Annotated in this window: 27 protein-coding genes and 2 pseudogenes; 18 read left to right on the top strand and 11 right to left on the bottom strand. The window is 60.3% G+C overall.

The annotated features are described in order from the left end of the window. Nucleotides 1-11: 11 nt before the first annotated feature. Nucleotides 12-1,034, bottom strand: coding sequence for a MerR family transcriptional regulator (locus GCM43_RS18125; protein WP_152246855.1), 1,023 nt, complete (start codon nucleotides 1,032-1,034; stop codon nucleotides 12-14). A 405-nt stretch (nucleotides 1,035-1,439) separates the two neighbouring features. Here GCM43_RS18125 and GCM43_RS18130 point away from each other — a divergent pair, with 405 nt between their 5' ends. The 13 genes from GCM43_RS18130 to GCM43_RS18190 all read left to right on the top strand — a co-directional run bounded on the left by GCM43_RS18130 (nucleotide 1,440) and on the right by GCM43_RS18190 (nucleotide 14,010). Next, the gene (locus GCM43_RS18130) at nucleotides 1,440-2,450 is read left to right on the top strand and encodes a zinc-binding alcohol dehydrogenase family protein (protein WP_152247167.1); all 1,011 of its coding nucleotides are present in this window, start codon (nucleotides 1,440-1,442) and stop codon (nucleotides 2,448-2,450) included. A 1-nt stretch (nucleotide 2,451) separates the two neighbouring features. Then, nucleotides 2,452-3,594: a mannitol dehydrogenase family protein gene (locus tag GCM43_RS18135; protein WP_152246857.1), complete on the top strand. Its 1,143-nt coding sequence runs from the start codon at nucleotides 2,452-2,454 to the stop codon at nucleotides 3,592-3,594. A gap of 123 nt (nucleotides 3,595-3,717) precedes the next feature. Then, entirely contained in the window at nucleotides 3,718-4,644 is a 927-nt protein-coding gene (locus GCM43_RS18140) for a GntR family transcriptional regulator (RefSeq protein WP_152246859.1), read from the top strand. Between the two features lie 43 nt (nucleotides 4,645-4,687). Further along, the gene (locus GCM43_RS18145; protein WP_152246861.1) at nucleotides 4,688-5,020 is read left to right on the top strand and encodes a UxaA family hydrolase; all 333 of its coding nucleotides are present in this window, start codon (nucleotides 4,688-4,690) and stop codon (nucleotides 5,018-5,020) included. Then, the gene (locus GCM43_RS18150) at nucleotides 5,020-6,273 is read left to right on the top strand and encodes a UxaA family hydrolase (protein WP_193315670.1); all 1,254 of its coding nucleotides are present in this window, start codon (nucleotides 5,020-5,022) and stop codon (nucleotides 6,271-6,273) included. The genes GCM43_RS18145 and GCM43_RS18150 overlap by 1 nt, the downstream gene beginning before the upstream one ends. Nucleotides 6,274-6,284: 11 nt before the next feature. Next, the gene (locus GCM43_RS18155) at nucleotides 6,285-7,313 is read left to right on the top strand and encodes an aldo/keto reductase (protein WP_152246863.1); all 1,029 of its coding nucleotides are present in this window, start codon (nucleotides 6,285-6,287) and stop codon (nucleotides 7,311-7,313) included. Next, nucleotides 7,310-8,140, top strand: coding sequence for an amidohydrolase family protein (locus GCM43_RS18160; RefSeq protein WP_226929547.1), 831 nt, complete (start codon nucleotides 7,310-7,312; stop codon nucleotides 8,138-8,140). The genes GCM43_RS18155 and GCM43_RS18160 overlap by 4 nt, the downstream gene beginning before the upstream one ends. A gap of 135 nt (nucleotides 8,141-8,275) precedes the next feature. Further along, nucleotides 8,276-8,605, top strand: a complete 330-nt coding sequence (locus GCM43_RS18165) for an L-rhamnose mutarotase (RefSeq protein WP_152246865.1) — start codon at nucleotides 8,276-8,278, stop codon at nucleotides 8,603-8,605. A gap of 59 nt (nucleotides 8,606-8,664) precedes the next feature. Then, nucleotides 8,665-9,420 (top strand): SDR family oxidoreductase, encoded by a 756-nt coding sequence (locus tag GCM43_RS18170; protein ID WP_152246867.1) that lies wholly within the window; start codon nucleotides 8,665-8,667, stop codon nucleotides 9,418-9,420. 21 nt (nucleotides 9,421-9,441) lie between these two features. Then, complete coding sequence (locus tag GCM43_RS18175; protein ID WP_152246869.1) at nucleotides 9,442-10,308, top strand: fumarylacetoacetate hydrolase family protein; 867 nt, start codon at nucleotides 9,442-9,444, stop codon at nucleotides 10,306-10,308. Between the two features lie 77 nt (nucleotides 10,309-10,385). Beyond that, nucleotides 10,386-11,936, top strand: a complete 1,551-nt coding sequence (locus tag GCM43_RS18180) for a sugar ABC transporter ATP-binding protein (RefSeq protein WP_152246871.1) — start codon at nucleotides 10,386-10,388, stop codon at nucleotides 11,934-11,936. A gap of 22 nt (nucleotides 11,937-11,958) precedes the next feature. Next, complete coding sequence (locus tag GCM43_RS18185; RefSeq protein WP_413770965.1) at nucleotides 11,959-12,939, top strand: ABC transporter permease; 981 nt, start codon at nucleotides 11,959-11,961, stop codon at nucleotides 12,937-12,939. A gap of 162 nt (nucleotides 12,940-13,101) precedes the next feature. Further along, complete coding sequence (locus GCM43_RS18190; RefSeq protein ID WP_413770966.1) at nucleotides 13,102-14,010, top strand: ABC transporter substrate-binding protein; 909 nt, start codon at nucleotides 13,102-13,104, stop codon at nucleotides 14,008-14,010. Here the strand turns inward: GCM43_RS18190 and GCM43_RS18195 are convergent. Next, the gene (locus GCM43_RS18195; RefSeq protein WP_152246877.1) at nucleotides 14,007-14,921 is read right to left on the bottom strand and encodes a LysR family transcriptional regulator; all 915 of its coding nucleotides are present in this window, start codon (nucleotides 14,919-14,921) and stop codon (nucleotides 14,007-14,009) included. The two genes, GCM43_RS18190 and GCM43_RS18195, sit on opposite strands and share 4 nt — an antisense overlap. A gap of 99 nt (nucleotides 14,922-15,020) precedes the next feature. Between GCM43_RS18195 and GCM43_RS18200 the strand changes: the two genes are divergently transcribed. Continuing rightward, a complete protein-coding gene (locus GCM43_RS18200) occupies nucleotides 15,021-16,085 on the top strand; it encodes an SDR family oxidoreductase (protein ID WP_152246879.1) in 1,065 nt (354 codons plus the stop codon). A gap of 95 nt (nucleotides 16,086-16,180) precedes the next feature. Here the strand turns inward: GCM43_RS18200 and GCM43_RS18205 are convergent, their stop codons facing one another. After that, the gene (locus tag GCM43_RS18205; RefSeq protein WP_152246881.1) at nucleotides 16,181-17,137 is read right to left on the bottom strand and encodes an SMP-30/gluconolactonase/LRE family protein; all 957 of its coding nucleotides are present in this window, start codon (nucleotides 17,135-17,137) and stop codon (nucleotides 16,181-16,183) included. A 198-nt stretch (nucleotides 17,138-17,335) separates the two neighbouring features. Between GCM43_RS18205 and GCM43_RS18210 the strand changes: the two genes are divergently transcribed. Next, nucleotides 17,336-17,590 (top strand): hypothetical protein, encoded by a 255-nt coding sequence (locus tag GCM43_RS18210; protein WP_152246883.1) that lies wholly within the window; start codon nucleotides 17,336-17,338, stop codon nucleotides 17,588-17,590. A gap of 118 nt (nucleotides 17,591-17,708) precedes the next feature. Next, nucleotides 17,709-18,533 carry a hypothetical protein gene (locus GCM43_RS18215; protein WP_152246884.1) on the top strand — a complete coding sequence of 275 codons (825 nt, stop codon included), beginning with the start codon at nucleotides 17,709-17,711 and terminating at the stop codon, nucleotides 18,531-18,533. A 12-nt stretch (nucleotides 18,534-18,545) separates the two neighbouring features. Here the strand turns inward: GCM43_RS18215 and GCM43_RS18220 are convergent, their stop codons facing one another. The 6 genes from GCM43_RS18220 to GCM43_RS18245 form a co-directional block, all read right to left on the bottom strand. Continuing rightward, nucleotides 18,546-19,391: a hypothetical protein gene (locus GCM43_RS18220; protein ID WP_152246886.1), complete on the bottom strand. Its 846-nt coding sequence runs from the start codon at nucleotides 19,389-19,391 to the stop codon at nucleotides 18,546-18,548. A gap of 206 nt (nucleotides 19,392-19,597) precedes the next feature. Beyond that, the gene (locus tag GCM43_RS18225; RefSeq protein WP_152246889.1) at nucleotides 19,598-20,008 is read right to left on the bottom strand and encodes a hypothetical protein; all 411 of its coding nucleotides are present in this window, start codon (nucleotides 20,006-20,008) and stop codon (nucleotides 19,598-19,600) included. A 27-nt stretch (nucleotides 20,009-20,035) separates the two neighbouring features. Further along, the gene (locus tag GCM43_RS18230) at nucleotides 20,036-20,419 is read right to left on the bottom strand and encodes a hypothetical protein (RefSeq protein ID WP_152246891.1); all 384 of its coding nucleotides are present in this window, start codon (nucleotides 20,417-20,419) and stop codon (nucleotides 20,036-20,038) included. Then, complete coding sequence (locus tag GCM43_RS18235) at nucleotides 20,419-20,928, bottom strand: hypothetical protein (protein WP_152246893.1); 510 nt, start codon at nucleotides 20,926-20,928, stop codon at nucleotides 20,419-20,421. Before GCM43_RS18235 ends, GCM43_RS18230 begins: the two co-directional genes overlap by 1 nt. A 264-nt stretch (nucleotides 20,929-21,192) precedes the next feature. Continuing rightward, nucleotides 21,193-21,564, bottom strand: a complete 372-nt coding sequence (locus tag GCM43_RS18240; RefSeq protein WP_152246895.1) for a c-type cytochrome — start codon at nucleotides 21,562-21,564, stop codon at nucleotides 21,193-21,195. 249 nt (nucleotides 21,565-21,813) lie between these two features. Further along, entirely contained in the window at nucleotides 21,814-22,116 is a 303-nt protein-coding gene (locus GCM43_RS18245; RefSeq protein WP_152246897.1) for an HNH endonuclease, read from the bottom strand. An 894-nt stretch (nucleotides 22,117-23,010) separates the two neighbouring features. Between GCM43_RS18245 and GCM43_RS26580 the strand changes: the two are divergent. Then, nucleotides 23,011-23,478, top strand: a pseudogene (locus GCM43_RS26580) (restriction endonuclease). A gap of 150 nt (nucleotides 23,479-23,628) precedes the next feature. Here GCM43_RS26580 and GCM43_RS26625 read toward each other — a convergent pair. Together GCM43_RS26625 and GCM43_RS26405 are read right to left on the bottom strand one after the other, a co-directional pair. Continuing rightward, nucleotides 23,629-23,838: pseudogene (locus GCM43_RS26625) on the bottom strand (site-specific integrase); the annotation flags it as partial. A 355-nt stretch (nucleotides 23,839-24,193) separates the two neighbouring features. Then, complete coding sequence (locus tag GCM43_RS26405; protein WP_264372661.1) at nucleotides 24,194-24,322, bottom strand: hypothetical protein; 129 nt, start codon at nucleotides 24,320-24,322, stop codon at nucleotides 24,194-24,196. A 163-nt stretch (nucleotides 24,323-24,485) separates the two neighbouring features. Between GCM43_RS26405 and GCM43_RS18265 the strand changes: the two genes are divergently transcribed. Next, nucleotides 24,486-25,304: a hypothetical protein gene (locus GCM43_RS18265; RefSeq protein WP_152246901.1), complete on the top strand. Its 819-nt coding sequence runs from the start codon at nucleotides 24,486-24,488 to the stop codon at nucleotides 25,302-25,304. Nucleotides 25,305-25,693 lie beyond the last annotated feature (389 nt).

Below are 25,693 nucleotides of genomic sequence, written 5' to 3' on the forward strand. Positions count from 1 at the left end.
GCGGCGCGGTTTTATTCGCCAGCCACGCGCGCCATGGCCGGCGCCAGGTAGGCCATCATCTGCGGCGTGACAAAGCTGCCCTGCGCCAGGCGCGGTTCCTCCTGGTGCGCCTGGCGGAACTTCAGCTGCGTGGCCGGATCACGGCCGGCGTAGCTGCGAAACAGCGCCAGCCATTGCCGCGCCAGCGCCAGCACGCGGTCGTCTTGCGCCGGCACTTGTGCGTCCATGCTGGCGCGCACGGCAGCAATCAGGGGCGGCCATTCACCGGAGCGCGCACCGTAATTGGCGGCCAGGTGCGCGTACTCGGCGTCGTTCAGATAAGGGCGGTACAGCGCAATGCGCGAGGCATTGAAAGCGCTGGTGACAAAGCCCATCAGCGCCGCATCGATGCCGGTGCTCGACTGCAGCGACGGCTCCTGTTGATGCATGCTGTTGAGCTTTGCAAACAGGCTGGGGTCGGCATTGGTGTCGCGCGCCAGCTTGACCATCCATTCGGTGGCAATCGCCTGCGCCTGTGCGCTTTGCGCGTCAACCCCGGATGCCTGCAGTGCGCGCACGCGCGCGACCAGCGCCTGCCATTCCTGTTCGATGGTGGGGTTCGACAGCATCGGCAATTGCTGCAGTTCTTGCGGTGAAAAGTATTTGTCGTACATGGTCATTTGCTCCATGGTAGTGAGCCACTCGGCCAGTTCCGGTTCCTGTCCCTGCGCCAGTTGCTGCTGCAGGTCGCGCAGCCGTTCACGCAGGCTGCTGGCCTTTGCAATCTGCTGCTCCAGCATGGCGATCTGCTGCTGCACGATGGCGCCCAGGGGCAGCTCCGGTTTGGCCAGCGAGGTGGCAATTTCGGCCAGCGACAATCCGAATTTGCGCAGCGCCATGATCCGGTGCAACCTAGCCAGGTCGCTGTGCTGGTACAGACGGTAGCCAGCCGGCGTGCGCGCCGAAGGCGAGAGCAGGCCGATGCGGTCGTAGTGATGCAGGGTGCGGATGGTCAGCCCGGTGCGGCTGGCCAGTTCGCCGATTTTCAACAGCATGGCGGTGTCCTTTCTTCAGTGCGTGCTTGCAGCTTGCAGCCTGACGCTGCGTCATGGTCAAGCGCGAATATACGGCGCGTGTGTCAAGTCGGTAAGAAAAAAATGAGTGAAAAGAATCCGTTGACCCCATTTTTTTTGTACGGTATATTTATAAAACCAAATCGCAGATGGGTCAGCGGCGCAGATCGCTGACCGCAAGCCGCGATGAAGTGCAACATGGAATGACGGAATAATCGTTGTGCGGCGCAGCAAGAATCAGACGCAAGAGATAAAGCTTCCGTGATTCGATGCGCCATCAGCAGACTGGAAAGACAATCCGCACAGACGGATTTTTTTCACAGTTGGTTTGTACGTTAAATATAATATGCCACCGGCAAAGACCGGATGGCGAGAGAGACAACCATGATGAAAAGTATCGTTTGCGATACGCCGGGTTCCCTGCGCATGGAGCAGCGTCCGCTGCCCGTGCCGACCGGCGATGAAGTGCTGGTGCGCATCCGCCGCATTGGCATCTGCGGCACCGACATGCATATCTTCCGTGGCACGCAGCCATTTCTCACTTATCCACGCGTGATGGGCCATGAGCTGTCCGGCCATGTAGCCAGCGCTCCGGCAGGTTCGCACCTGGCCGAAGGCGACCAGGTCTACATCATGCCGTACCTGTCGTGCGGTACCTGCGTGGCCTGCCGCCAGGGCAAGACCAACTGCTGCACCCGCATCGAAGTGCTGGGCGTGCATCGCGACGGCGGCCTGGCCGAATACGTGGCGCTGCCATCGCGCTTTGTCTTCAAGACCGAAGGCATTTCGCTCGACGATGCGGCCATGATCGAGTTCCTCGCCATCGGCATGCATGCCGTCAAGCGGGGTTCAGTCGGTGCCGGCAAGCGCGTGCTGGTGGTGGGCGCCGGTCCGATCGGCATGGCTGTGATGCTGTTCTCTCGCCTGAAAGGCGCTGACGTGACGGTGCTCGACGGCCGCGCCGATCGCCTGCAGTTCTGCCAGGACGCGCTGGGCATTGCACGCACGGTGGCACTGGGCGAACAGGACAAGGCGCAGTTAAGCGAGGCCACCGACGGTGAGTTTTTCGACGTGGTGTTTGACGCCACCGGCAATATCGCCGCCATGGAGCGCGGCCTGGAATTTGTCGCCCACGGCGGCAGCTATGTGCTGGTGTCCATCGTGCGCGAGCGCCTGTCGTTCTCCGACCCTGAATTCCACAAACGCGAAACCAATCTGCTGGGCAGCCGCAACGCCACGGCCGAAGATTTTGAAGAGGTGGTCGTCGCCATGAAAGCGGGCCTGGTGCCAACCGGCTTGCTCAATACGCACCGCACCACGCTCGATGAATTCACGGGCGTGCTGGAGCAATGGATGCAGCCGTCGGCCGGCGTCATCAAGGCCATCGTCGAGGTCTGAGATGAGCCAGACAGATACCAATCCGATACTGCAGTTCGGCACCAGCCGCTTTCTGCAGGCGCATGCCGACCTGTTTGTCAGCGAAGCACTGGCCGAAGGCCGCGCGCTGGGCCCGATCACCATTGTGCAGACCACTGGCAGCGCCCAAGGCGCCGGTCGTGTGGCGGCGTTTCGCCAGAGCGGCGGCTATCCGGTGCGCATCCGTGGCTTTCAGGACGGCGTCGTGATCGACGAAGAGCGCCGCGCAACCGCAGTCACGCAGGCGTGGCAGACCGGCAGCGACTGGCAAGCTGTGCGCCGGCATGCGGCTAGCCATGCACGCATTATTTTGTCCAATACCGGCGACACCGGCTATCAGTTGAGCGAAGGCGATCATGCCGGCATGCTTGACGGCGACGTCGTACCGGCCAGTTTTCCGGCCAAGCTGCTGGTGCTGCTGTACGGCCGCTTTCTGGCTGGCGCCGCGCCGATCACGCTCTACCCGTGCGAACTGGTGGTCGACAACGGCAGCGTCTTGCGCGAGCTGGTGGTATCGCTGGCGCGCGACTGGCAGCTGCCGTTCGATGCCATCGCTTACCTGGAAAGCGGCTGCATCTGGGTCAATTCGCTGGTTGACCGTATTGTGTCCGAAGCCATCGAGCCGATTGGAGCCGTGGCCGAACCGTATGGGCTGTGGGCCATCGAAGCGCAGCCCGGCATGCTGCTGCCGTGCACCCATCCGCAAGTGGTGGTAACCGACAGCCTGCAACAGTACGAGCAGCGCAAGCTGTTCCTGCTCAATCTGGGCCACACGTATCTGGCGCAGCTGTGGCAGGATCGCGGCAGCCCGGCCGGCATGACGGTGCGCGAGGCGATGGCTGATGGGGCCATGCTGGCAGCACTGGAGTCGCTGTGGCAGGATGAAGTGCTGCCCGTATTTGCCGCCATGGGCGAAGCCGAAGCACAAGCCAGCGTAGCCTATCTGGCCCAGGTCAGGGAGCGCTTTGCCAATCCGTTTCTGGCGCACCGGCTGGCCGATATCGCGCAGAACCACGCACAGAAAATCGCGCGCCGCATGGCGCCGGTAGTGGCGCTGGCGCATCAGCTGTGCCCGGGCCTGGCGCAACCGCGCCTGCATGCCCTGCTCAAGGGTGGCGCGCAATGACAGCCCTGCCAGCAACTGCGCACAATGGGTCGGAAAGCCACAAGCCATGCCGGTTTCAACCGATATCGACTAAAATGCCTTCCTCTTTCCTTACCCTAGTCGCTGACATAGCGCGTCTATCCCATGTCAAAACCGGCCACCGTCTTCAAGCGCAGTTCGAACCTGCTACTGCAATATCTGGCCGAGAATGTGGCCGTGGGCGAGATGCTGCCGACGGAGCATTATCTGAGCACGATCTGCCAGGGCAGCCGCACCGCCATCCGGAGCGCGATTGCCTACCTGGCCACGCGGCGGCTCATTGCCAGCGTGGCGGAACGGCGCCTGCTGCGCAAGCCGATACCGGGCGACTACTTCGATATCGCCGAGCTGCAGTCGGGCGCGGAGCGCATCCAGCAGGTGCTGATGGAACGCGTGTACCAGCGCGACATGCCGCCGGGCGCCGAGTTTTCGGAAGCCGAGCTGGCGCGCGAGGCCGGTGCGTCGACGGTCAGCGTGCGCGAGTTTCTGATCGGCTTTTCGCGTTTTGGCCTGATCGAGAAGAAGCCGCGCGGCGGCTGGCGCCTCTGTGCGTTCGATCCCTCGTTTGCCACCGAGCTGGCCGACATGCGGCGCATGTTCGAGATGGCGGCCGTAGAGAAATTTGGCAGCCTGCCGCCCGGCGATCCGGCGTATGCGGAACTGGCGCGGCTGATACGCCAGCACGAAAAGCTGGCGGAGAAAATCGACACGCGCCACAACGCCTTTCCGGCGCTGGACCGCGAGTTTCATACTTTTCTGATCGGGCTCTTGAACAACCGCTTTGCGCAGGGCTTCTACGATATCGTCTCGTTCGTGTTCCACTATCACTACCAGTGGGACAAGGGCGAGGAAAAGGGCCGCAACAAATATGCGGTACAGGAGCACCTGGCCATCCTGCGGGCGCTGGCCGAGCACGACGTGCCCAAGGCGCTCGATTCCATGAAGTTGCACCTGAACTCTTCGCGCAGCACCATGCTCGATTCGATCAGCACGCGCGACGCACTGACACAGCACAAAACCGACCAACACTAGGCAGCGCCGTCACGGCCTGCCGCATCACCGCGGAGGGCCAGCCATGAGCATCGCCACGCCAGTATCGAGCCTGCTGCTGATGTCCCCCGAGGACAACTGCATGATTGCGCGCACCGCGCTTGCCAAGGGTGACACCGTCACCATCGACGGCCAGGCCGTCACACTGTCGCAAAACATCCTGATCGGCCACAAGGTAGCGCGCCGCGCGCTGGCCGTGGGCGACAAGGTGCTGCGCTATGGCGCCCTGATCGGCAGCATCACCGCGCCGGTCGGCATCGGCGAACATATCCATACGCATAACCTGGAAAGCGACTACATCCCCACTTACACGCTGGGCCAGGACGGCCATCATTTCCTGGACAAGGAAGCCAAATAATGAACGCACCTACCCACAATCCAGTCGCTCCCGCCAACGCCGCACTGGTGTCGCAACTGACCGGCTTTCCACGAGCCGATGGCCGCAAGGGCATCCGCAATATCGTGGTGGTGGCCTATATGGTCGAATGCGCGCACCATGTGGCGCGCCAGATGGTCAACGCCTTTCCCGGCCAGGACGTGCACCTGATCGGCTTTACCGGCTGCTTTCCGAACGACTATGCCGACCAGGTGATGCGCCGCCTGCTGACGCACCCGAACGTGGGCGCCGTGCTGCTGGTGTCGCTCGGCTGCGAAGGCTTCAATAAATATGGCCTGTCGAGCGCCGTGGCCGACAGTGACCGCCCGGTCCATACCATCACCATCCAGGAAAACAGCGGCACGCGCCCCAGTGTGCGCAGCGGCGTCGAGTGGATCAGCTGGGCGCTGGAGCACCTGGCGCAGCAGCAGCGCGTGCCGATGGCCATTGACGAACTGGTGGTGGCCACCATCTGCGGCGGCTCCGACAGCACCAGTGGCATCAGCGCCAATCCGGCCGTCGGCGTGGCGTTCGACACCCTGATTGCTGCCGGCAGCCCGTGCATTTTCGAGGAAACCGGTGAGCTGGTTGGCTGCGAATACCATATGCAGCGCCGCGCCGTGACGCCGGGTCTCGGCGACGCCATCGTGGCCACCGTGGCCAAGGCGGCGCGCTATTACACCATCATGGGCCATGGCAGCTTCTCGCCCGGTAACGCCGATGGCGGCCTGACCACGCAGGAGGAAAAGTCGCTGGGCGCCTATGCCAAGAGCGGTTCCTCACCGATTGTCGGCATTTTGAAGCCTGGCGACCAGCCAGCCGGTGGCGGCCTGTACCTGCTTGACGTGGTGCCCGATGGCGAGCCGCGCTTCGGCTTTCCGAACGTGTCCGACAATGCGGAAATCGTCGAACTGATTTCCTGCGGCGCGCACATCACCTTGTTTACCACCGGCCGCGGTTCGGTGGTCGGCTCGGCCATCTCGCCGGTGATCAAGGTCTGCGCCAATCCGCAAACCTTCGAGCGCCTGTCCGACGACATGGATATCAACGCCGGCAAGATCCTGACCGGCGAAGCAAGCCTGGAAGAGGTGGGCGCAGAAATCGTCGACGCCGTGCTGCGCGTGGCGGCCGGTGAAATGAGCCGCTCGGAAGACCTGGGTCACCAGGAGTTCGTGCTGACCTACAAGCAGTTCGATGCGGTCGGGCCGGGCTGCTTCCCGCTGCGCGCGGCCTGAAGGAGAGCGCGATGAATGTCGACCAACGCATCAATTTACCGCGCGGCGGCCTGTCGCTGCCGTGCATCGGCATGGGCTGCGCGCCGCTGGGCGGGCTGTATCACGCGGTGACCGAAGCGCAGGCGCAGGCCACGCTGGAAGGCGCGTGGGACGCCGGTGTGCGCTTCTACGACACGGCGCCGTACTACGGCTACACGCTGTCCGAGCGCCGCGTGGGCAATGCCCTGCGCCAGCGTCCTCGCCACGAGTTCGTGATCGCCACCAAGGTGGGCCGCTTGCTGCGCGCCGATGCCAGCGTGCAGCCGGGCGACGACGGCTTTGCTGCGCCGCTGCCGTTTCGGCCGCACTATGATTATTCTTACGATGCCGTGCTGCGCTCGCATGAAGACAGTCTGCAGCGCCTGGGCCTGGCGTCCATCGATATCCTGTTCGTGCACGATATCGGGCGCGTCACCCATGGCGAAAACGATGATGTCTACTGGCGCCAGCTGATCGACGGCGGCGGCTTTCGCGCGCTCGAAGAGCTGCGCGCCAGCGGCCAGATCAAGGCGTTTGGCCTGGGCGTCAATGAAAGCGCGGCAGTGCTGCGCGCCATGGAATATGCCGATCTGGACTGCACGCTGCTGGCCGGGCGCTATACGCTGCTCGAGCAGGAGTCGCTGTCGCCACTGCTCGACCTGTGCGAACAGCGCGGCAACGCCATCGTGATCGGCGGACCGTTCAATTCGGGCGTGCTGGCCGGTAACGGCAAATTCAATTACGCCGATGCACCGCCAGCGGTACTGGCGCGCGTTGCCCAGCTCGATGCCATCTGCCGCGAATTCAAGGTGCCGCTGCAGGCGGCCGCGCTGCAGTTCCCGCTGGCCCACCCGGTCGTGGCCTCCTGCATTCCGGGCGGCCAGGACCTGGCCCAGCTGCGCCAGAACCTTGCGTGGTTTGCTACGCCAATCCCGGACGGATTGTGGCTGGCGCTGCGCGATGCAGGTCTGATCGATGCACGCGCGCCGCTGCCGCTGTCAGTGTCCGGAGAGGGCGCATGATGCGCATCGACGCTCACCAGCACTGCTGGCAACTGGCTGCGCGTGCAGGCAGCTGGCCGCCGCCTTCGCTGGCCGCCATCTACCGCGACTTTGCACCAGCCGACCTGGCGCCGCTGCTGGCCGAACACGGCGTGGACGGCACGGTGCTGGTGCAGTCGATGCCGCTGGAATCGGACACCGACTGGATGCTGGCGCTGGCTGAAAAAACCGCTTTTATCCGCGCCGTAGTGGGCTGGACCGACTTGCTGGCGCAGGACGCACCGGAGCGCATTGCCCGCCTGGCCGCGCAGCCGCTGTTGAAAGGCTTGCGCCCGATGCTGCAGGACCTGGACGACGATGCCTGGATCGGCGATGCGCGCCTGGCGCCGGCACTGGACGCCATGGTGGAACACGGCCTGCGCTTTGACGCGCTGGTGCTGCCGCGCCACCTGCCGGCACTGCTGCAGATGGCGCGCGCTTATCCGGTGCTGCCCATCGTGATCGACCATGCCGCCAAGCCGCCGATTCTTGACGCTGCGTTTGGCAACTGGCGCGAGGACATGGCACAACTGGCGGCGCTGCCGAACGTGCACTGCAAAATGTCCGGGCTGGTGACGGAAGCAAAGCCGCAGTGGCGCGTGGAAGACCTGCGCCCTTACGTATCGCATGTGCTGGCCGTGTTCGGACCACAGCGCGTGATCTGGGGCAGCGACTGGCCGGTGGTCGACTTGGCAGGCGGCTACAGCGCCTGGCTGGCGGCAAGCGAAACGCTGCTGGCGCATTTGCCTGAAGCGCAGCGTGAGCGCATTTTTGGCTTGAATGCTGTGCGGTTTTACGGGCTGGAATGAGGGTGTGGTGGTGTTGGCTTACGCCGGCCAGGGCCGGCTAAGCCAACCTACGTCAACCTACGCCGACACGACGCAGGCCGTAGGTTGGTTTAGCCGGAACGGCGTAAACCAACATGAATTATTGGAGGAATCAGCATGCAAAGAATGGGAATGGTCATCGGCATCGCACCCGAACGCATCGATGAATACAAATCGCTGCACGCGGCGGTCTGGCCGCAGGTGCTGGAACGCCTCGCGCAGGCGCATGTAAAAAATTATTCGATCTTCTTGCGCCAGCCTGAGAACCTGCTGTTCGGTTACTGGGAATACCACGGCAGCGACTTCGAGGCCGATATGGCCGCGATTGCCGACCATGCCGAAACGCGCCGCTGGTGGACCTTCTGTTCGCCATGCCAGCAGCCGCTGGCCTCGCGCGCCGAAGGTGAGCACTGGGCAATGATGGAACAGGTTTTTCACGTAGATTAAAAGCAGACCCGGAAATCATAGGGTCAGCCATAAAAAATAACAGTACCAAGGAGACCAGCATGACCGCCAGACTACAAGGCAAAACAGCACTGCTGACCGCCGCCGGCCAGGGCATCGGCCGCGCCACGGCAGAGGCATTCGTGCGAGAAGGCGCACGCGTGATCGCCACCGATATCAACCAGGCGCAGCTCGATACGCTCAGGGAGCAGACCGGCTGCACCACCCACCTGCTTGACGTGACCGATGGCGACGCCATCGCCACGCTGATCAAGGAAATCGGCCCGGTCGATATCCTGTTCAACTGCGCCGGTTTTGTCGACGGCGGAACCATCCTCGAATGCAGCGACGAGGCGTGGGACCGCTCGTTCGATATCAATGCGCGTTCGATGTTCCACCTGATGCGCGCCGTACTGCCGGGCATGCTGGAAAAGGGCGGCGGCTCGATCGTCAATATGTCGTCGGTGGCTTCCAGCGTCAAAGGCGCACCGAACCGCTTTATCTACGGCGCCTCGAAAGCGGCCGTGGTGGGCATGACCAAATCGGTGGCGGCTGACTTTGTCACGCGCGGCATCCGCTGCAATGCGATCTGCCCCGGCACCATCGAGTCGCCTTCGCTCAAGGAGCGTATCGCCGCCCAGGCCCAGGCTAGCGGCCAGACAGTGGCCGAAGTGCAGGCCGCGTTCGTGGCGCGCCAGCCGATGGGCCGCGTCGGCAAGGCCGAGGAAATCGCCGCGCTGGCGCTATACCTGGCATCCGATGAATCGGCATTCACCACCGGCATGGTCCACACCATCGACGGTGGCTGGTCCAACTAATTACAACAGAAAGAGATAGCAATGAAACTGATGCGTATAGGCGCCAAGGGCGCGGAAAAACCTGCACTGTTGGACGCCAACGGCGGCGTGCGCGACCTGTCGGGCGTGCTGGCCGATATTACCGGCGCCACGCTGGGCAAGGAAGGCCTGGCCAAGCTGGCTGCACTCGATATCGACAGCCTGCCGCTGGTGGCCAATCCTGGCCGCATTGCGCCGCCATGGAGTGGCGTGGGCAAGTTCATTTGCGTGGGCCTGAACTACGCCGACCATGCAGCCGAATCGGGCATGGCGGTGCCGGCCGAGCCGGTGTTGTTCATGAAGGCGACCAGCGCGGTGGTGGGCGCCAACGATGCGGTGGTAATGCCGCAGGATTCGAAAAAGACTGACTGGGAAGTTGAACTCGGTGTGGTGATCGGCACCACCGCGCGCTATGTGTCGGAAGCCGATGCACTGTCGCACGTGGCCGGTTACTGTGTCGTCAACGATGTCTCCGAGCGCGAATACCAGCTCGAGCGCGGCGGCCAGTGGGACAAGGGCAAGGGCTGCGATACCTTCGGTCCCGTCGGCCCGTGGCTGGTGACCAGCGATGAAGTGGCCGACCCGCAAAAACTGGGCCTGTGGCTGGAAGTAAATGGCAAGCGTGTGCAGGACGGTTCGACCAAGACCATGGTGTTCGGCGTGGCGCAGCTGGTCAGCTATATCAGCCGCTTCATGACGCTGTACCCGGGCGACATTATCAGCACCGGCACGCCGCCGGGCGTGGGCATGGGGCAGAAACCGGCCGCCGTGTTCCTGAAACCGGGCGACACCATGCGCCTGGGGATCGAAGGCCTGGGCGAGCAGCAGCAGACCGTGCATGCGTGGAACCCGGCGCTGATCGACGGCTGAGGTTTGCGACAAGCTGCGCCATCAACATGCATAGAACATGGGCGCAGCCGCTTATAGCGTAGTGGAGGAGACACACCATGAATCAATCCGAAGAGATCCTGGCGCTCAAGAACGTCAGCAAGCGCTTCCCCGGCGTGCTGGCGCTCGACAATGTCAGCTTCAGCCTGCGTCGCGGCGAGGCGCATGCGCTGTGCGGCGAGAACGGCGCCGGCAAGTCGACCCTGATGAAGGTCATGAGCGGCGTGTACCAGGCCGACGAGGGCGAGCTGGTCTACAAGGGCAAGACCTGCCGCTTTACCTGCAGCGTGGACGCGGAAGCGGCCGGCATCGCCATCATTCACCAGGAACTGAACCTGATCCCGCACCTGAGCGTGGCGGAAAACATTTTTCTCGCGCGCGAACCGGTGCGCGGCTTTTTTATCGACCGCAAGAAGATGCGCGCCGACGCGCAGGCGCTGCTGGACCGGCTCAAGCTGCGCATCGATCCGCGCCAGCTGGTCAAGGACCTGTCTTGTGCGCAGCAGCAGATGGTGGAAATCGCCAAGGCGCTGTCGCTCAATACGGAAGTGCTGATCATGGACGAGCCGACGTCGTCGCTGACCGAAAGCGAGACGGTGCAGCTGTTCGAGATCATCAATGAAATCAAGCGCAATGGCGTGAGCATCGTCTATATCTCGCACCGACTGGAAGAGATGGCGCACATTATCGACCGCGTGACGATCCTGCGCGACGGCAAATACGTGTGTACCGACGCCTTTGCCGACACCACGCTTGACGCCATCGTGGCGCGCATGGTGGGCCGCACGCTCGATGAAAAATTCCCCGAGCGCGTCTCGGTGCCGACCGATCAAGTGCTGCTGAGCGTGAAAGACCTGTACCGCAAGGATGTATTCGGGCCGCTGAGCTTTGACCTGCGCCGCGGCGAAATCCTCGGTTTTTCGGGCCTGATGGGCGCCGGGCGCACCGAGGTGGCGCGCGCCATTTTTGGCGCCGACCCGTTGACCAGCGGCGCGATCTACCTTGGCGACGAAGCCATTACGGTCGACTCGCCCATCGACGCCATCGACCATGGCATCGCTTACCTGTCGGAAGACCGCAAGACGCATGGCCTGGCGATCCGCATGTCGGTTGCCTCGAACCTGACGCTGACCAATGTGTCGGGCCTGTCGAACCGCTTCGGCTTTATCGACTTTGCACGCGAAGAGGCGGTGGCGAAAAAGTATATCGCGGCGCTCGGCATCAAGACGCCGACTTCGCGCCAGATCGCCAAGAATCTGTCGGGCGGCAACCAGCAGAAGATCGTCATCAGCAAATGGCTATACCGCGAATCGAAGATCATCTTTTTCGATGAACCGACGCGCGGCATTGATGTGGGCGCCAAGTTCGCCATCTATCAGCTGCTCGATAAACTGGCCTCGGAAGGCATCGGGGTGGTGATGATCACTTCCGAGCTGCCCGAAATCATGGGCATGACCGACCGCGTGGCGGTGTTCCACGAAGGGCGCATCAGCGGCATCGTCAACACGCGCGAATCGTCACAGGAAGAGATCATGCATCTGGCCTCGGGCCGCACCGCAGGTGCTGGCAGCAGTGCAGGTGCAGGCACACATCATCAGGCAGTCCACTAAAACAAGAAAGCCAGTCATGAACATGAACATGAATAAAGAACTGATACAAAAATTTGCCGCTGTCGGCAGCCTGTCCTTGCTGCTGCTGGTGTTTTCGCTGACCAGCGACGCCTTCTTCTCGGTCAGCAACGGCATGAGCGTGGCGCTGCAGGTCACCTCGATTGCCTACCTGGGCATCGCCGCCACCTGCGTGATTATTACCGGCGGCATTGACCTGAGTTCCGGCTCGGTGCTGGCGCTGGCCGGCGTGGCCGCTGCGCTGCTGGTCAAGAGCGGCATGCCGGTACCGCTGGCCATGCTGGGCGGGATCATGGTGGGCGCCATGTGCGGCGCCGTCAACGGTTTCTGCATTACCCGCCTCAAGCTGCCGCCGTTTATCGCCACGCTGGGCATGATGCTGATCGCGCGCGGCCTGGCGCTGCAGGTCACCGGTGCACGCGCCATTTCCGGCCTGGGCGAGTCCTTCGGCGAACTCGGTAACGGCGTGCTGTTTCGCATCGAGCGCGATACCGGCGGCACGTTCCCGGAAGTGGTCTTCCCCGGTATTCCGTATCCGGTGGTGCTGATGGTGGTCATCGCCGTGGCCGTATCCATCATGCTCAGCCGTACCACCTTTGGCCGCCATATCTATGCGGTCGGCTCGAACGCCGAAGCGGCGCGTCTGTCGGGCGTCAAGGTCAATCGCGTCACGCTGCTGGTGTACACGCTGTCGGGTGCCTTGTCCGGCCTGACCGGCTGCGTGCTGATGTCGCGCCTGGTGACAGCGCAGCCGAACGAAGGCGTGATGTATGAACTCGATGCGATTGCCAGTGCGGTGATCGGCGGCGCCTCGCTGATCGGCGGTATCGGCACCATTTCCGGCACCGTGATCGGCTCGTTCGTGATCGGCATTTTGCGCAATGGCCTGAACATGAATGGCGTATCGAGCTTTATCCAGCAAATCATTATCGGACTGGTCATCCTGCTGACCGTCTGGATCGATCAGAAGCGCAACCGCGCCTGAGTTGGAAGCTGCCGGCGCGTGAGACACGCCGGCGGCGTTTCAGTAGTACCTGCAGTGATGTTCGTTAGTTTGACCCACCCATAAATCTAAAACCAAATGAGGACGACAATGAAAGCCATCAACACCATCAAAGCAACTTCCCTCGGCCTCTTGGCCGCCGCCATGACGCTGTCGGCCGGCGCCGCTTTCGCTGCACCGAAGGAAATCGCGGTGATCGTCAAGACCACTAACTCGAACTACTGGCAGAACGTGAAGAAGGGCGCCACCGCCAGCATGGCTGACGCCAAGGGCTACAGCATGACCTTCCAGGGCCCGGCTTCGGAGTCGGCGATTGCCGACCAGGTCAGCATGGTGGAAAACGCCGTCACGCGCAAAGTGGCTGGCATCGTGCTGGCAGCGTCCGACCCGGACGCACTGGTGCCAGCGCTGAAAAAAGCCTGGGAAGCCAAGATTCCCGTGGTGCTGATCGACTCCCTGGTGGCCGACAGCGGCAAGCGCTACTACCAGTCCTTCCTGTCGACCGACAATGAAGCGGCCGGCGAAGCCAGTGCCAAGGCGCTGATCTCGCAGGTGGGCAAGACCGGCAAGATCGCCGTGATGTCGTATGTGGCCGGCGCCGGTTCGGAGACGGGCCGCGTGGGCGGCTTCAAGCGCTATATCGAGAAGAACTCGCAGCTGCAGATCGTTGGCACCTATTACTCGCAGTCGCAGATGGCCACCGCGCTGAACCAGACCACCGACGTGCTCGCCTCGAACCCTGACCTGAAAGGCATCTTCGGCGCCAACGAGCCGACCGCCGTGGGCATGGGCCGCGCGATCGCCCAGGCTGGCAAGGCTGGCAAGGTGATCGCCGTGGGCTTTGACGGCAACGAAGACCTGAAAAACTTCGTCAAGGACGGCACCCTGTATGCGACCGCCGTGCAAGGTTCGTACTCGATGGGCGCGCTGGGCGTGAAAACCCTGGTCAAGCTGATCGAAGGCAAAAAAGTCGAGCCCTTCGTCAATACCGGCGTGGTGATCGTGACCAAGGCAAACGTCGATCTGCCAGAAGCGAAGAACGTGCTGTATTAATTGATCGTCAGGGTCTGCTTGAGCGCCTGCAGCAGCACGCCGGTTTTCGGCGTCAGCTGGCGCGCCAGCGGCCACGCCAGGCATAGCGGCAAGCCTGGCGTGGCCAGCTCTGGCAGTATCTCAACCAGCTCGCCGCTGGCCAGATAGGGCTGCACCAGCCAGGTGGCCACCTGCGCTATCCCCAGGCCTGCCAGCACGGCGGCCGTGCGCGCTTCGGCGTCGCCGAGGATCAGGCGCGGCGCGGCGATACGGTACTCTCCCTGTCCCTGTGCGCTGCCATCGGCATGGCGCCATGGCTGGGCCGTGCCGTCGGCACGACCATAGGCGATGCAGTCATGCTGCTCCAGCTGTACCAGCGACTGCGGCGTGCCGCGCCGCGCCAGATAGGCCGGCGCCGCGCAGAAAATCAGCCGCTCGAAACCCAGCTGCAGCTGCCCTAGCGCGGCCGGCGCGATGCCTGGCGCGCCGATGCGCACGGCAATGTCGATGCGCTCTTCAATCATATCGACAAAGCGGTCGGAAAAGCTGACCGCCGGCTGCAGCTGTGGATACTGCACGCACAGCTGCTGCAACACCGGCATCACGCGCAGGCGCCCGTAAGACGCTGGCACGGCGATGCGCACCTTGCCCGCCAGTTCGGTCGTCTGCTCTGTCAGCACGTGTTCGGCGTCGGCCAGTTCCTGCAGCACGCGTTTGCAGGTGGCGTAATAGGCGCGCCCCGCGTCGCTCAGCGCCAGGCGGCGCGTGCTGCGCTCGAACAGCAGCACGCCAAGTCGCTGCTCCAGGCGCGCCACGCTTTTGCTGACGGCCGAACTGGTCAGGTGCAGCCGTTCTGCCGCGCTGGTAAAACTGCCGGCTTCAGCCGTGGCAAGAAATGGGGCAACGCCCTTGAGATGGTCGGTGGCGTACATGATTTGAGAAATTGATTCACGAATAGTCTGAAATAGTATCGCGGATAAGAATTTCAATCACGACTATGATGATAGTTCAGAATCAGAGGAGCATTCACCATGAGCAAACATGCATTGATTATCGGCGCCAGCGGCGTTATCGGCAGCAACCTGGTCGAGCATCTGCTGGCGCAGGGCTGGCAGGTAACCGGCGCCTCGCGCGGCCGCACACCGGTGCCGGCCGGCTGCGCCGCGCTGCAGTTCGACGCTACCGATGCGGCAGCGACCAGCGCCGCACTTGCCGGCGTGACTGCCAGCCATGTCTTCTTTACCGCCTGGGCGCGCCAGCCGACCGAGCAGGAAAATATCCGCGTCAATGGCGCCATGGTCAGCAATGTGCTGGCCGCGCTGGGACCGCAGGGCCATCTGCAGCATGCGGCGCTGGTGACGGGCCTGAAGCATTACCTGGGGCCGTTTGACGCCTACGGCAAGGGCAGCGTGCCGGTCACGCCGTTTCGCGAAGAGCAGGGCCGCCAGGAGGTGGAAAATTTCTACTATGAGCAGGAAGACCGTTTGTTCGCGGCCGCTGCGCAATACGGTTTCAGCTGGAGCGTGCACCGCCCGCACACCATTATCGGCTACGCGCTGGGCAACGCCATGAACATGGGCCTGACGCTGGCCGTCTACGCCAACCTGTGCAAGGCCAGCGGCCAGCCGTTCGTGTTCCCCGGTTCGTCCGCGCAGTGGCATGGTTTGTCCGACGTGACCGACGCCACGCAAATTGCCCGCCAGCTGGCCTGGGCCGCCGACAGCCTGGCAGCGCGCAATGAAGACTTCAATATCGTCAATGGCGACGTGTTCCGCTGGAAGTGGCTGTGGCCGCGCCTGGCCGCTTATTTTGGCGTGGAGGCAGCAGACCTGCCCGATACCATCTCGCCGCTAGCCGGGCGCATGCAGGACGCCGATGCGCAGTGGCGCGCCATCGCGGCCGAACACGGCCTGGTCGAAGCCGATATCAGCCGCCTCGCTTCTTGGTGGCACACCGACGCCGACCTGGGCCGGCCGATGGAAGTGATGACCGACATGAGCAAGAGCCGCAAGGCTGGTTTCCTCGACTATCAGGATACGCCTGATGCTTTTTTCAGGCTGTTTGAGCGGTTGAAGGCGGAGCGTGTCATCCCGTAGGTCGGATTAGCGCGCAGCGCGTAATCCGACAACACCATCGAGGCCAACAATGTTGTCGGATTACGGCCTGCGGCCTAATCCGACCTACGCGATATTTAACGGTTCCCAACCGTGTTTGCCCCGCGCTCCTGCGCTCTTTGCCACTCCAGTCCCGGCCGGTCGACGCGAAACTGCAGCAGCCGGCCTTGCACCACTTCCGTCACATACGCAGTGCGCCCGTCGGGGCCGCCAAAGGTGATGTTGCTGGGCTTGGCGCCGGGTACGCTGATTTCGCGCAGCAGCTTGCCTTGCGCAGACAGCTTGACCACCGTGCTCTTGCCATAGCGCGTCACGTACAGATTGCCGTCCACGTCGACGCGCATGCCGTCCATGCCGAAGTCGTCGAACTTGATCAGCAGACGCTTGTTGCTCAAGCTGCCATCGGGCGCGATATCGTAGGCCCAGATATTGCGCTGCACGCTTTCGTTGACATACAGCGTGGCGCCATCGGGGCTGACCTCGATGCCGTTGGCCGTGCCCATGGTGTCCAATGCCAGCGTGACGGTACCGTCGGGATCGATGCGCCACACGCGGCCGGTATTGGCTTTCCAGTTCGGGTCGCTCGCATAGAGCACGTCGTTGGCGGTAATGGCGATATCGTTGGGCTGCGTCATGCGCGCATCGCGCGCGTGGATGGTCAGCGCTCGCGTGGCCGGGTCGACCACATAGATCGTGTGTTCGATATAGTCGGCCAGATACATCTGGCCACGGCTGCCGAAACGGATGCCGTTGGCGATGCTGGCGCCGGGCAGCGTCAGGTAGACCTCGCCCTTGCCATCTGGCGTGACCTTGCCGATGGTCTGCTGCTGCGCAAAGTTGACCGCATAGATATTGCCGTCCGCATCGACGGCCGGCCCTTCGATCCCCTTGGTAAATGACTGCGACGGCGTCAGTGCGGTGGCCTGGAACAGGATCTCCTGCGCAGGCGGACTGGCGCACGCAGACAGGCTGGCCAGCGGCAGCGCCAGCGCGGCAGCGCGCAGCCAGGGCAGGGCGGTTCTTGTCAGGGGCATGGGTGATCCTTGAATGGGAAGCGGGTATGGTAACCGAGGAGACTTAAATCCAGGGGGCAGCGGTGTTGTCGGATTACGCCTGGCTTTGCCAGGCTAATCCGACCTACGTGAGATGGGCGAGCTAACCACTGCGCTAGCTTGAGGCGTATGATGGCTGTAACCGCTGTTTTTGCCACCGACCCACAAGGAGGAAAGACCATGGACAAACCCGAATTTATCCTGGCTGCGAAAGCCATGGAAACGCTGGAGATGTACCAGACTTTTTACGGCAACTCCAGCGAGTACCATGCGCACCAGCAGGAGGTGCTCAAACTGCTGCGTCACAAGGGCGCGTCGCTGCTGGTGTCCGAACACGGGCCGGCCAAATTCCTGCTGGCGTTTGCCGATGCGCTGGAGGTGGCCGGTTTGCCCGGTGAATATGTGCCATTGAGCCGGCGGCAGAATATCAGCTGAGTTGATAGTAGTATTGGCGCGTTTCCTGCGTGGCATTCGTGCGATGTCCGATAGCTGATCTAGTTACAATCGGCAATATTGCGGAAAAAGCTCAGCCTTGCATGGAGTCGTACCGATCTTGAAACACACACTGAAAAACTGGTCGCTGGGCTTCGGCGAAGCATGGTTGTGCCTGGGCCTGGCGCTGCGCGACGCGCGCCACGCCGGGTTATGGTGGCGCTCGGCGCTCTGGTGCACGGTGGTGGTGGGCTTGTGGATTGCGCTGTATATCGGCTACGGCAAGTTTTTCCTTGAACTGGCCGGCAGGTTGGCGATGGTGTCGGTGGCGGGCTTGCTGGGATTGGGGTTGATGGATGGCATCGGTTCCGTCACCACTGGCGCGCCGACGATTTCGCAGATGGGCAATATTGCGGGCAGCCTGGGCGGTGTGGCCAAGTCGCTGCTGTCGATTGGACAATTTGTCATGGCCCTGCTGGCGCTGGCTGGTTTTTTCTATGTGCTGGTCTTTATTGTGGGCGCCATCAGTACGGCACGCCTGCCGCTGCGCTGGCTGTTTCTGGCACGCGCCAAGGAAGTAGTGGCGCGCCGTTATCCGCAGTGGCAGCTGTCGCCGGAGGCCGCCGCTGCGGGCAGCAAGCCCAGCTGGTTCAAGCGCATCTTGCTGGTGTTCTCGCTGCTGATCCCGGTCTGGGCCATGCTGGTTGTGGTTGCCACGCTGCTGGCCTGGAATGTGTGGTTTATCTATGGCGCGGCAGCCGACGGCGTGCTCGATGCCGATCAGCAAAAGCGCTTGTGCCAGGCCCAGCGGCCGGCCATTTATTGCCTGGGCTTGCTGCTGTGCCTGACGATGCTTGTTCCAGTGCTTAACCTGCTGCTGCCGGCGCTGCTGTGCCTGAGTGTGTGCCATCTGCAGCGGCGCGGCTGGGTGGCGCTACGCCGCTAAAGAACTGCAGCGTCAGCTCTTGATGCTGCAAAAATGCGTGCTTTCCTGTTTGTGGTGCGCCATCACGCTGACCAGCTTGCCGGCGCCGTCGTAGCTGACATTGATGGTGCGCTCTTCCGGCATCACCACTGACAGTGACAGTGTGCTGCCGTCATCGGAAAAGATAAAGCCTTCGCTGACGGCCGTTTTCATATCGAACTTGTCGTCGCCCACCTTGATTACGCCGTTTTCAACAGAAATATCGGTATCGCGTTTGGTCAGCAGGTTTTTGGTATCGAGGCAGCCGACGCTCTGCTTCTTGCCTTCGATCAGCTTAGCCACCGCCAGGTACAGCGGCTGTGCATTGAGTTTCTCGCTACCCTTGACTTCGCTGCAGATCAGCCCCACGTCCTCGCGCGCCAGCGACACGGTATTTTCCTTGCCCGAACCGTCGGACACCAGCGACAGCAGGCCGGCCTTGGTGTCGTCGATCGACAGCGTGGCAATCGTGCGGTAGTGCCCTTGTGCTTCGTGGTGGCGTATCAGCGAAGCGAGTTTGGACGAGCGGAAGTCGACGTTGAGGTCGCTGGCCGACACTTTGCCATCGGCGCCGATGCTGATCGTGCCGTCAAGCTTGCGCGCGTCCGGCATGCGCAGGCAGGCGCCGCTGTAGCTGCCGGCCAGCAACGGGCCGACATATTGCCAGACATCGAGTTTGGGTTGCGGCTTGTCCGCCTCCACCGGCGCTTCCTGTGCCGCCTGGGCTTCGGCAGAAGCCTGCGCCGTCGCATCGTCGGTATTGGCGTCATCCTTGTTGCTGCAGGCGCCGAGCAGCAAGGCAAAAGTCATGGCGGACAGCAGGGCAGTGCGGTGTAGCATGGCAGCTCCGGAAAAATAATCAGAGCCCTACGCTAGCACGAGGTTATTATTTTTTCAATTGTGCGCGGGGTGGCGGTGCGGGTGTAACGCCTGTGGCGGTGGCGTAGGTCACCTTAGCGTAGCGTAAGGCAACGCTCAGGCGCGTAACCGCATACTCTCCAGCAAATCACCTCTCGGCATGGTCTCGCAGGCCTTTGCTGCTTCTTTCAGCAGCTGGCGCCGCCGATGACTTTGCCTGCTCGCAAATCATAGCCCAACCAGCAGCGATAGCCTGAACTGGGCGAGAACGAGCACCATAGTTCGCCTTTGGCACGCAGCCGCTCGCCTGGCTCACCGCTACAGGTCACTTTGGCGTCAGGATAAAGCGATGCAAAAATGTCCTTTGCTGCCTGACCGCTGATCTCGATTGCAAGCTTGCGCTCGGTTCTGGTCGGTGGCTGGGCATTGTGCAGCTCGCCGGAATAGATGTTGTATTGTGCTTTGAGGGGCTTGGCTGGGGCTGGCCAGAGCTCCTGTGCAATGGCAAAAGTGGCTGACATCAGTGCCAGCACAAACGCGCCAAGTTGGACGCGTCTGATTGTAGGTTGGCTTGGCATCGACACGGGAATGATCGGCATGGTTACTCAAGATGATCAAAGTTAGTCTTAGCAGATAGCGCCGTTCGTGCTCTTGCCGGTATTTAAATCGAGGCCGAAATAGCAGGTATGGCCATCTTTTTTCGTGTAGATGCAAGAAAGGTCTCCTCTGCGCCGCTCTTTGTAATCGGCATCAGAACTGCAGGCGTCGATTCTCTTTACATTGGGACCGATCTGGGCAAACAGCTCTTTTGCCAGCGACCCTTTGAGCGTGATCGCCAATTTTGTATCGCCCCGAGCGGGTGGCAGCATTTCCGCAAAATCGCCGCCATACATCTGATAGTGGCCGCGAATGAGCTTTGGTTCGCCAGTCGCTGTTGGCGGCATGTCGGTAGCGGTTGCAAAAGAGATGAAGAACGCAGCGATGAAAAAACAAGCCATGCGCAAATTCATCAATGGCCTCTGATTTCGATGTGCAGGTGGTTATTGTGACCTATCAGCGAACGCACGCGTCCACCACCTACTTGCTTTTGCAGTTTTTCATCGTTGAAAAACACTTTCGTGACCATAGGGTGCTGTAAAAACAAACGAACAAGTTTGATCGTGGCATCGCGATCATACAGTGCGTCAAAATAAGTCAGACCGGCAGCTTGTCCTATCAGTCTGTCTTTGCGAACAGGCCTGATATCCATCTCAATTCCTTTCCGATGGGTCTTATGATTATCGTAAGATATCCCGCCAGCGGCACTGATATTTCCAATCCCAAATTTGCGGTCATCAACGGCTTGCCAGGCATGTTCAATATAGAAAATCAGCGATAACATTCTTGGGTGGGCGTGTTGTGCCATATGACCTGAGTCAGGTCTCCGATTGAAATTCCCATAGACATAGTAGCCGGCGTCTTCAGGCGCTTGGGGGAGAATGTAGTAGCCGCGTGTATCTTTAGGTTGAAGTTCAAGCATGGAGAAATCCCCCTTTAGGCTATACAGTGCCTTGTCCTCACTCGTCGAAATGAGTCTTGGAATTACTTCTTGAACATGGAGTATTCATCATTAAGCAGAAAAACGACTTGCGCTGTATCAGCGCAATCGGTCATATCGACGTCCACTCAATTGCATTGATAGCTAAAGTAACTCAGCACTATCGCCGCTGCAGGCGTCATTCCGACATGGATACCGCAATCAGACGTGTGCCATCACATTGCTGCTTAATTTTCGTGCCTGCGTTTACTTCAAAATCACGCCAGTCATGTAGTGATTCAAATCGCGAAAATCCTTGACCGTCCAGGCGTGCGGCGGCACTTTGACGCCATTCTCTTTCAGGGTCTTTGGAATCAGGTCACCATTGGGGCGCAGTATGACCGACGACACGATCACGCCAGGATAGTCCCTGAGGCGCTTTTTGAACGTGGCAGTGGTCAGATCAGGCGTGGGAGGGCTGCTTTTTTTGGCCAATGGCCCCGTCCCTTTGATATCTGCTCCATGACACATGGCGCATCGCTGCACGTACAGATTTTTGCCGTTGAGATTTTCTGCAAGGGCGGTTGTGGTGCCGAGCAGCGACAGGAAGCCCAGCGTGGCGATAAATGCTGTTTTCATTTGCTTGAGATTTTATTGGACGATGCAAGCCGGGCATTATAGCTATCGGCATTGCTTTCAGACCAATGTTTCTGTGCACTGTGTAGCGTGCGGGGAATTGCATGAATGTTGGCAGATGCCACCTTGGCATCTTGAACGGCTGATTTTTGAATGCTCGAAGTTTTCTGCGTTTTCAATACAGCCGTAGGCGACAGCGGATATAGGCAATTAGTGCTGTGAGTCGCCGCCAGTAGATCAAGATCGCGATACTCAGCGCGGCAATTTGTACTGTACCAGCAGCGAAGGTCCTTTGCCGCCAGGTGGCGTCACCAGTATCTCGTCACCAGGCTTCATCTCCTCATACATTACCGTGCAGCAGGTCGGCATCGAGTGGCCGCGTGCGGGATAAATGCCCACGTCGGTGTGCAGGGCAGCAGCGCGCACATCTACGCTGGTCTTGCCGGCTTTTTCGGCTTCCTGCAGCAGTTTGCGCAGTGCGGTGACGAAGTCGCTTTTGGTCAGTCTGGCAGGGGTTTGGGGGGATTGTGGGCGAGGGGTTGGGGTGGTTTTCATGGCGGTTGCTTTTGGTATAGACATCTCGCCACTATATCATTGGGTGCTGATGTTGTATGGTCGTCAAGTGGGGCATTAGTTACGGTCCGAGTATTTATGTTTGGAGCTACTTAGCGAGCTAAAACATGGTCAGAAGAATCGGGGAGCCGTTGCGTTGTAGCGCAACGTCAATGTGCGGGCGCCCCGCATGCGGCGAATTCCGCGCTATACCCCGCGTCCGTGCCCGACGCGGATTCGATGCCGATTGTTCGTCTTTGGATAAAAATAAATGGTCCAGTCGCTTGCGCTGGAGCGGCCGTATTTTTTATTCAGTTTTGGAGATGGCGGGAATCGAACCTACCGTAAACTTTGATTTTTTACGTATCTTGAAGGTTTTGCTGGCAAAATGCGGACAATCAACCTGCAACGGTAACTGTCGGCCAATAGCAGAAATACTTCATATTAGGATGAACAACACACAATACGTGAAAATATGAATCGTGAACTGTATTTCCTACCTGTTTGCAAGTTGATACGCTGGCTTCGCGCCCCTACGCTTGAGTATTTGGCGGTTTTAGCATGACTACACCGATTTGGCAGTACAACAGTCACACGCAATCCTTACCGCTACTTACGTCCGTATTTCGTAGCAGCATTTGTCCGTGTTGCACGAACGGTCCGCGCATGGCTGTATCGGACCGTAAGGATGAATCAGATGGTCGACACTATTCTGAGTACCTCAAAGTAATGTGCTGTGAACTGTACGGTTGGTGGTTTGTGTCCCAAGACATCTGGGATAGTTCATGCGGCCTTAAGCAAGACTTCGCGCTTCGTAGCCTTACCGCGACAGGGGCCGCACTGCGAACATTTTCTCCTGGCCCAGACGATGCACAACTAGACGTGCTGGAGAGCGAGATGCAGTCCCACTTGTTCGGGAATGGAACCTCTGTGGGATGGGCTGTACTTGAGGATGTAACCAAGGGGGTATTCCGAGAGTTTGGTTACGATGCTCGCGTGACAGCCAGATCGAAAGACGGCGGCATCGACGTAATTCTTGATCACACGTACCTCGGGGACGTTTATGCGTAAATAAAGCACACAAAGAACAAAGTTGGGGTGCGAGTGCTTCGGGAGCTTGTTGGAACGATGGCGATAAACGGCGTTAGGGACTCATTGCTTGTCACGTCTTCTAGATTTACACGGGGAGTAGAGAAAGAGCAAGCGATGGCAGCGCGACAGGGCTTCGTAGTAGAGCTTGTGGACGGCAGTCGTCTTCTTGCCTCCCTTAATCTAACCTACCGGCGGTCTCCACCCACGCTAACCGAAGTTATGAACGTTGCGAAACCAAGCGTTCAACTCTTATGGGCGGAAGTTGCACTGTGATCGCCAGGCGCCCGCTCTGTCATTCCGCTAGACCTACGCACAACTCGCAAGGTCCAGTGAATTCAGACGTTGGAGGTTAGTTAAGGGACATTTCCTGCCCCTCAGTCAGAAAGGTAGTGTTGGATGAGAGCCAACCTATAGATTTAATTTTTAAAGACCGAACACAGTTTCCGCTTTTGATCCGGCCGCTTGATCTGCGTCTGGCATCCAACGCCCATATACCCTGGCAATCATCGTCCAGTCAGCGTGCCCCATCTGTTTTGTGACCCACATAGGGTGTTCACCTGCCGATAGCATCATGCTGGCGTAGGTGTGCCGCGTCTGATAAGGGTTGCGATACCGCACGCCAGCGTTTTGCAAGATGCCGGTCCACAGGCATGGTGTCAGTTCCGCCATTCAGACACGGCCTGAGCATGACTGATTGCTGGTTTGGAACGACCTTGCGACCTGAAACCTGATCAGAAGAATCGGGTAGCCGTTGCCCTGCAGCGCAACGTCGCTGCGCGGGCGTGCCGCATGCGGGGCGAATTCCCCGCTAAGCCCCGCGTCCATACCGGACGCGGATTCGATGCTGGCTGTTCGTCGTTGGATAAAAAAATTAAGGGCCCATCGCTTGCGCTCGGGGCCCTTAGTTTTTTATCCAATAGTGGGGTACACCGACAGCCAAATCATCGCCATCCATTGACGTTGAAGATCGCGCCAGACGCGAAGCTCATTATTTGAGCTTGTCTTGCCGGTATTGTTTGATCAGAAATAGCGCCATCGCTGCAGAAGCAAGCAGCAGGACGACGCTCGCTGCATCGACGTCCACATTGACGCGGACATCCACTTTAACGTCCTTCATTTTGGCTCCTTTTCAATGTTCATGATAACAATACGCGTGGAAAATGATAAACCAAAGAAGGCCAAAGTACGTCGATGGCGAGTCGCTACCGTGCGTCGGCCCACCGCTGCGGCGGCGTTTGAAAGCGATGTTAAGATGCTATCTTCCACTCTGGAGTATTGCCATGACTATCTCAATCAAATCATTGACACTGAGCAGCCCGGCAAATATTCCCGCGCAGGAAAAATTACGCCTAGGAAATTCGCTTGCTTCTTCTCCAGGCAATACCGGCTCAAGCGCTGCTGAAACCGTCTCGATATCGAACTCGGCACGGGCACTTTACAGCCTCGGCCATGCTGGCGAGCAGCCCGCATCGGCATCCGACAACCAGGCGAAGGCGGCGTACGCAAAAGGACAGCGCGATATTTATGATTTCGGGCTGCTGATTGGGGAAGGGAACTACAGCAAGCAAGACCTGCTGCCAAAGACCGATAATCCAGATCGCCTGGCGCTGGGCCAGCAGTCGCTCGATTATGCGATTGGCCTGTCGCGGCAGCCACCTAAGCATGGTCCAAATCCATTTGAGGGCATGGCGCGCAACAGCCTGAGCGCCGTGGTCTACGATGACTCAGGCGACTATACCGAAGCTGAGCGCTATGCCGCGTACGGGGAATTGCAACGGCAGGACGAAACCTATTTTTCCAGCCTGTACGCCAAAATCACGAATGGCGGCGACAATCGTCAAATATTTAAGGGCATCCTCGACTATTTCGATGACCTGCCTGTGGTGGAAAAATCGGCCTACCCCGATGGCTTCAGGGACAGTATCGGCGGCCTTTACCAGGAGCAGATAGAACAATGGGGACCGCTGGCGCTGATCAGGCAATCCGTCGAGCCCTACTTCGAGAAGCGCCTGGACAGCGCTGACAAGACGGGGCAATCTGTGGAGAACACCTTGCAAGCGGTGCTGGAAAAAGTCATCGCGCTTTCAAGCGCAAAATAAGACGCTGCGATGACAGGGTGGGCATGGTGTCAGTTCCGCCATTTGGACACGGCCTGAGCAAGACTGATTGCTGGTTTGGAACGACCGTGTGACCAGAAACCTAGTCAGAAGAATCGGGTAGCCGTTGCGCTGCAGCGCAACGTCGCTGCGCGGGTGCCCCGCATGCGGGGCGAATTCCCCGCTAGGCCCCGCGTCCGTACCGGACGCGGATTTGGTTCCCGGCTGTTTCGTCGTTGGATAAAAAAGTAAGGGCCCCGTCGCTTGCGCTTGGGGGGCCTTACTTTTTTATCCAGTGGTGGAGACTAGGCAGAAGCGCCGTTGGCGCTTCCTTAGTCAGAAGAATCGGGGAGCCGTTGCGCTGCAGCGCAACGTCGCTGCGCGGGCGCCCC

The organism is Janthinobacterium aquaticum, assembly GCF_009208565.1.
Taxonomy (GTDB): domain Bacteria; phylum Pseudomonadota; class Gammaproteobacteria; order Burkholderiales; family Burkholderiaceae_D; genus Janthinobacterium.

Excerpts from the sequence above, each read along its gene's own strand:
- GCM43_RS18125 (WP_152246855.1), bottom strand. The coding sequence starts at position 1,034 with ATGCTGTTGAAAATCGGCGAACTGGCCAGCCGCACCGGGCTGACCATC.
- GCM43_RS18130 (WP_152247167.1), top strand. The coding sequence starts at position 1,440 with ATGAAAAGTATCGTTTGCGATACGCCGGGTTCCCTGCGCATGGAGCAG.
- GCM43_RS18135 (WP_152246857.1), top strand. The coding sequence starts at position 2,452 with ATGAGCCAGACAGATACCAATCCGATACTGCAGTTCGGCACCAGCCGC.
- GCM43_RS18140 (WP_152246859.1), top strand. The coding sequence starts at position 3,718 with ATGTCAAAACCGGCCACCGTCTTCAAGCGCAGTTCGAACCTGCTACTG.
- GCM43_RS18145 (WP_152246861.1), top strand. The coding sequence starts at position 4,688 with ATGAGCATCGCCACGCCAGTATCGAGCCTGCTGCTGATGTCCCCCGAG.
- GCM43_RS18150 (WP_193315670.1), top strand. The coding sequence starts at position 5,020 with ATGAACGCACCTACCCACAATCCAGTCGCTCCCGCCAACGCCGCACTG.
- GCM43_RS18155 (WP_152246863.1), top strand. The coding sequence starts at position 6,285 with ATGAATGTCGACCAACGCATCAATTTACCGCGCGGCGGCCTGTCGCTG.
- GCM43_RS18160 (WP_226929547.1), top strand. The coding sequence starts at position 7,310 with ATGATGCGCATCGACGCTCACCAGCACTGCTGGCAACTGGCTGCGCGT.
- GCM43_RS18165 (WP_152246865.1), top strand. The coding sequence starts at position 8,276 with ATGCAAAGAATGGGAATGGTCATCGGCATCGCACCCGAACGCATCGAT.
- GCM43_RS18170 (WP_152246867.1), top strand. The coding sequence starts at position 8,665 with ATGACCGCCAGACTACAAGGCAAAACAGCACTGCTGACCGCCGCCGGC.
- GCM43_RS18175 (WP_152246869.1), top strand. The coding sequence starts at position 9,442 with ATGAAACTGATGCGTATAGGCGCCAAGGGCGCGGAAAAACCTGCACTG.
- GCM43_RS18180 (WP_152246871.1), top strand. The coding sequence starts at position 10,386 with ATGAATCAATCCGAAGAGATCCTGGCGCTCAAGAACGTCAGCAAGCGC.
- GCM43_RS18185 (WP_413770965.1), top strand. The coding sequence starts at position 11,959 with ATGAACATGAATAAAGAACTGATACAAAAATTTGCCGCTGTCGGCAGC.
- GCM43_RS18190 (WP_413770966.1), top strand. The coding sequence starts at position 13,102 with ATGACGCTGTCGGCCGGCGCCGCTTTCGCTGCACCGAAGGAAATCGCG.
- GCM43_RS18195 (WP_152246877.1), bottom strand. The coding sequence starts at position 14,921 with ATGTACGCCACCGACCATCTCAAGGGCGTTGCCCCATTTCTTGCCACG.
- GCM43_RS18200 (WP_152246879.1), top strand. The coding sequence starts at position 15,021 with ATGAGCAAACATGCATTGATTATCGGCGCCAGCGGCGTTATCGGCAGC.
- GCM43_RS18205 (WP_152246881.1), bottom strand. The coding sequence starts at position 17,137 with ATGCCCCTGACAAGAACCGCCCTGCCCTGGCTGCGCGCTGCCGCGCTG.
- GCM43_RS18210 (WP_152246883.1), top strand. The coding sequence starts at position 17,336 with ATGGACAAACCCGAATTTATCCTGGCTGCGAAAGCCATGGAAACGCTG.
- GCM43_RS18220 (WP_152246886.1), bottom strand. The coding sequence starts at position 19,391 with ATGCTACACCGCACTGCCCTGCTGTCCGCCATGACTTTTGCCTTGCTG.
- GCM43_RS18225 (WP_152246889.1), bottom strand. The coding sequence starts at position 20,008 with ATGCCGATCATTCCCGTGTCGATGCCAAGCCAACCTACAATCAGACGC.
- GCM43_RS18230 (WP_152246891.1), bottom strand. The coding sequence starts at position 20,419 with ATGAATTTGCGCATGGCTTGTTTTTTCATCGCTGCGTTCTTCATCTCT.
- GCM43_RS18235 (WP_152246893.1), bottom strand. The coding sequence starts at position 20,928 with ATGCTTGAACTTCAACCTAAAGATACACGCGGCTACTACATTCTCCCC.
- GCM43_RS18240 (WP_152246895.1), bottom strand. The coding sequence starts at position 21,564 with ATGAAAACAGCATTTATCGCCACGCTGGGCTTCCTGTCGCTGCTCGGC.
- GCM43_RS18245 (WP_152246897.1), bottom strand. The coding sequence starts at position 22,116 with ATGAAAACCACCCCAACCCCTCGCCCACAATCCCCCCAAACCCCTGCC.
- GCM43_RS26405 (WP_264372661.1), bottom strand. The coding sequence starts at position 24,322 with ATGAAGGACGTTAAAGTGGATGTCCGCGTCAATGTGGACGTCGATGCA.
- GCM43_RS18265 (WP_152246901.1), top strand. The coding sequence starts at position 24,486 with ATGACTATCTCAATCAAATCATTGACACTGAGCAGCCCGGCAAATATT.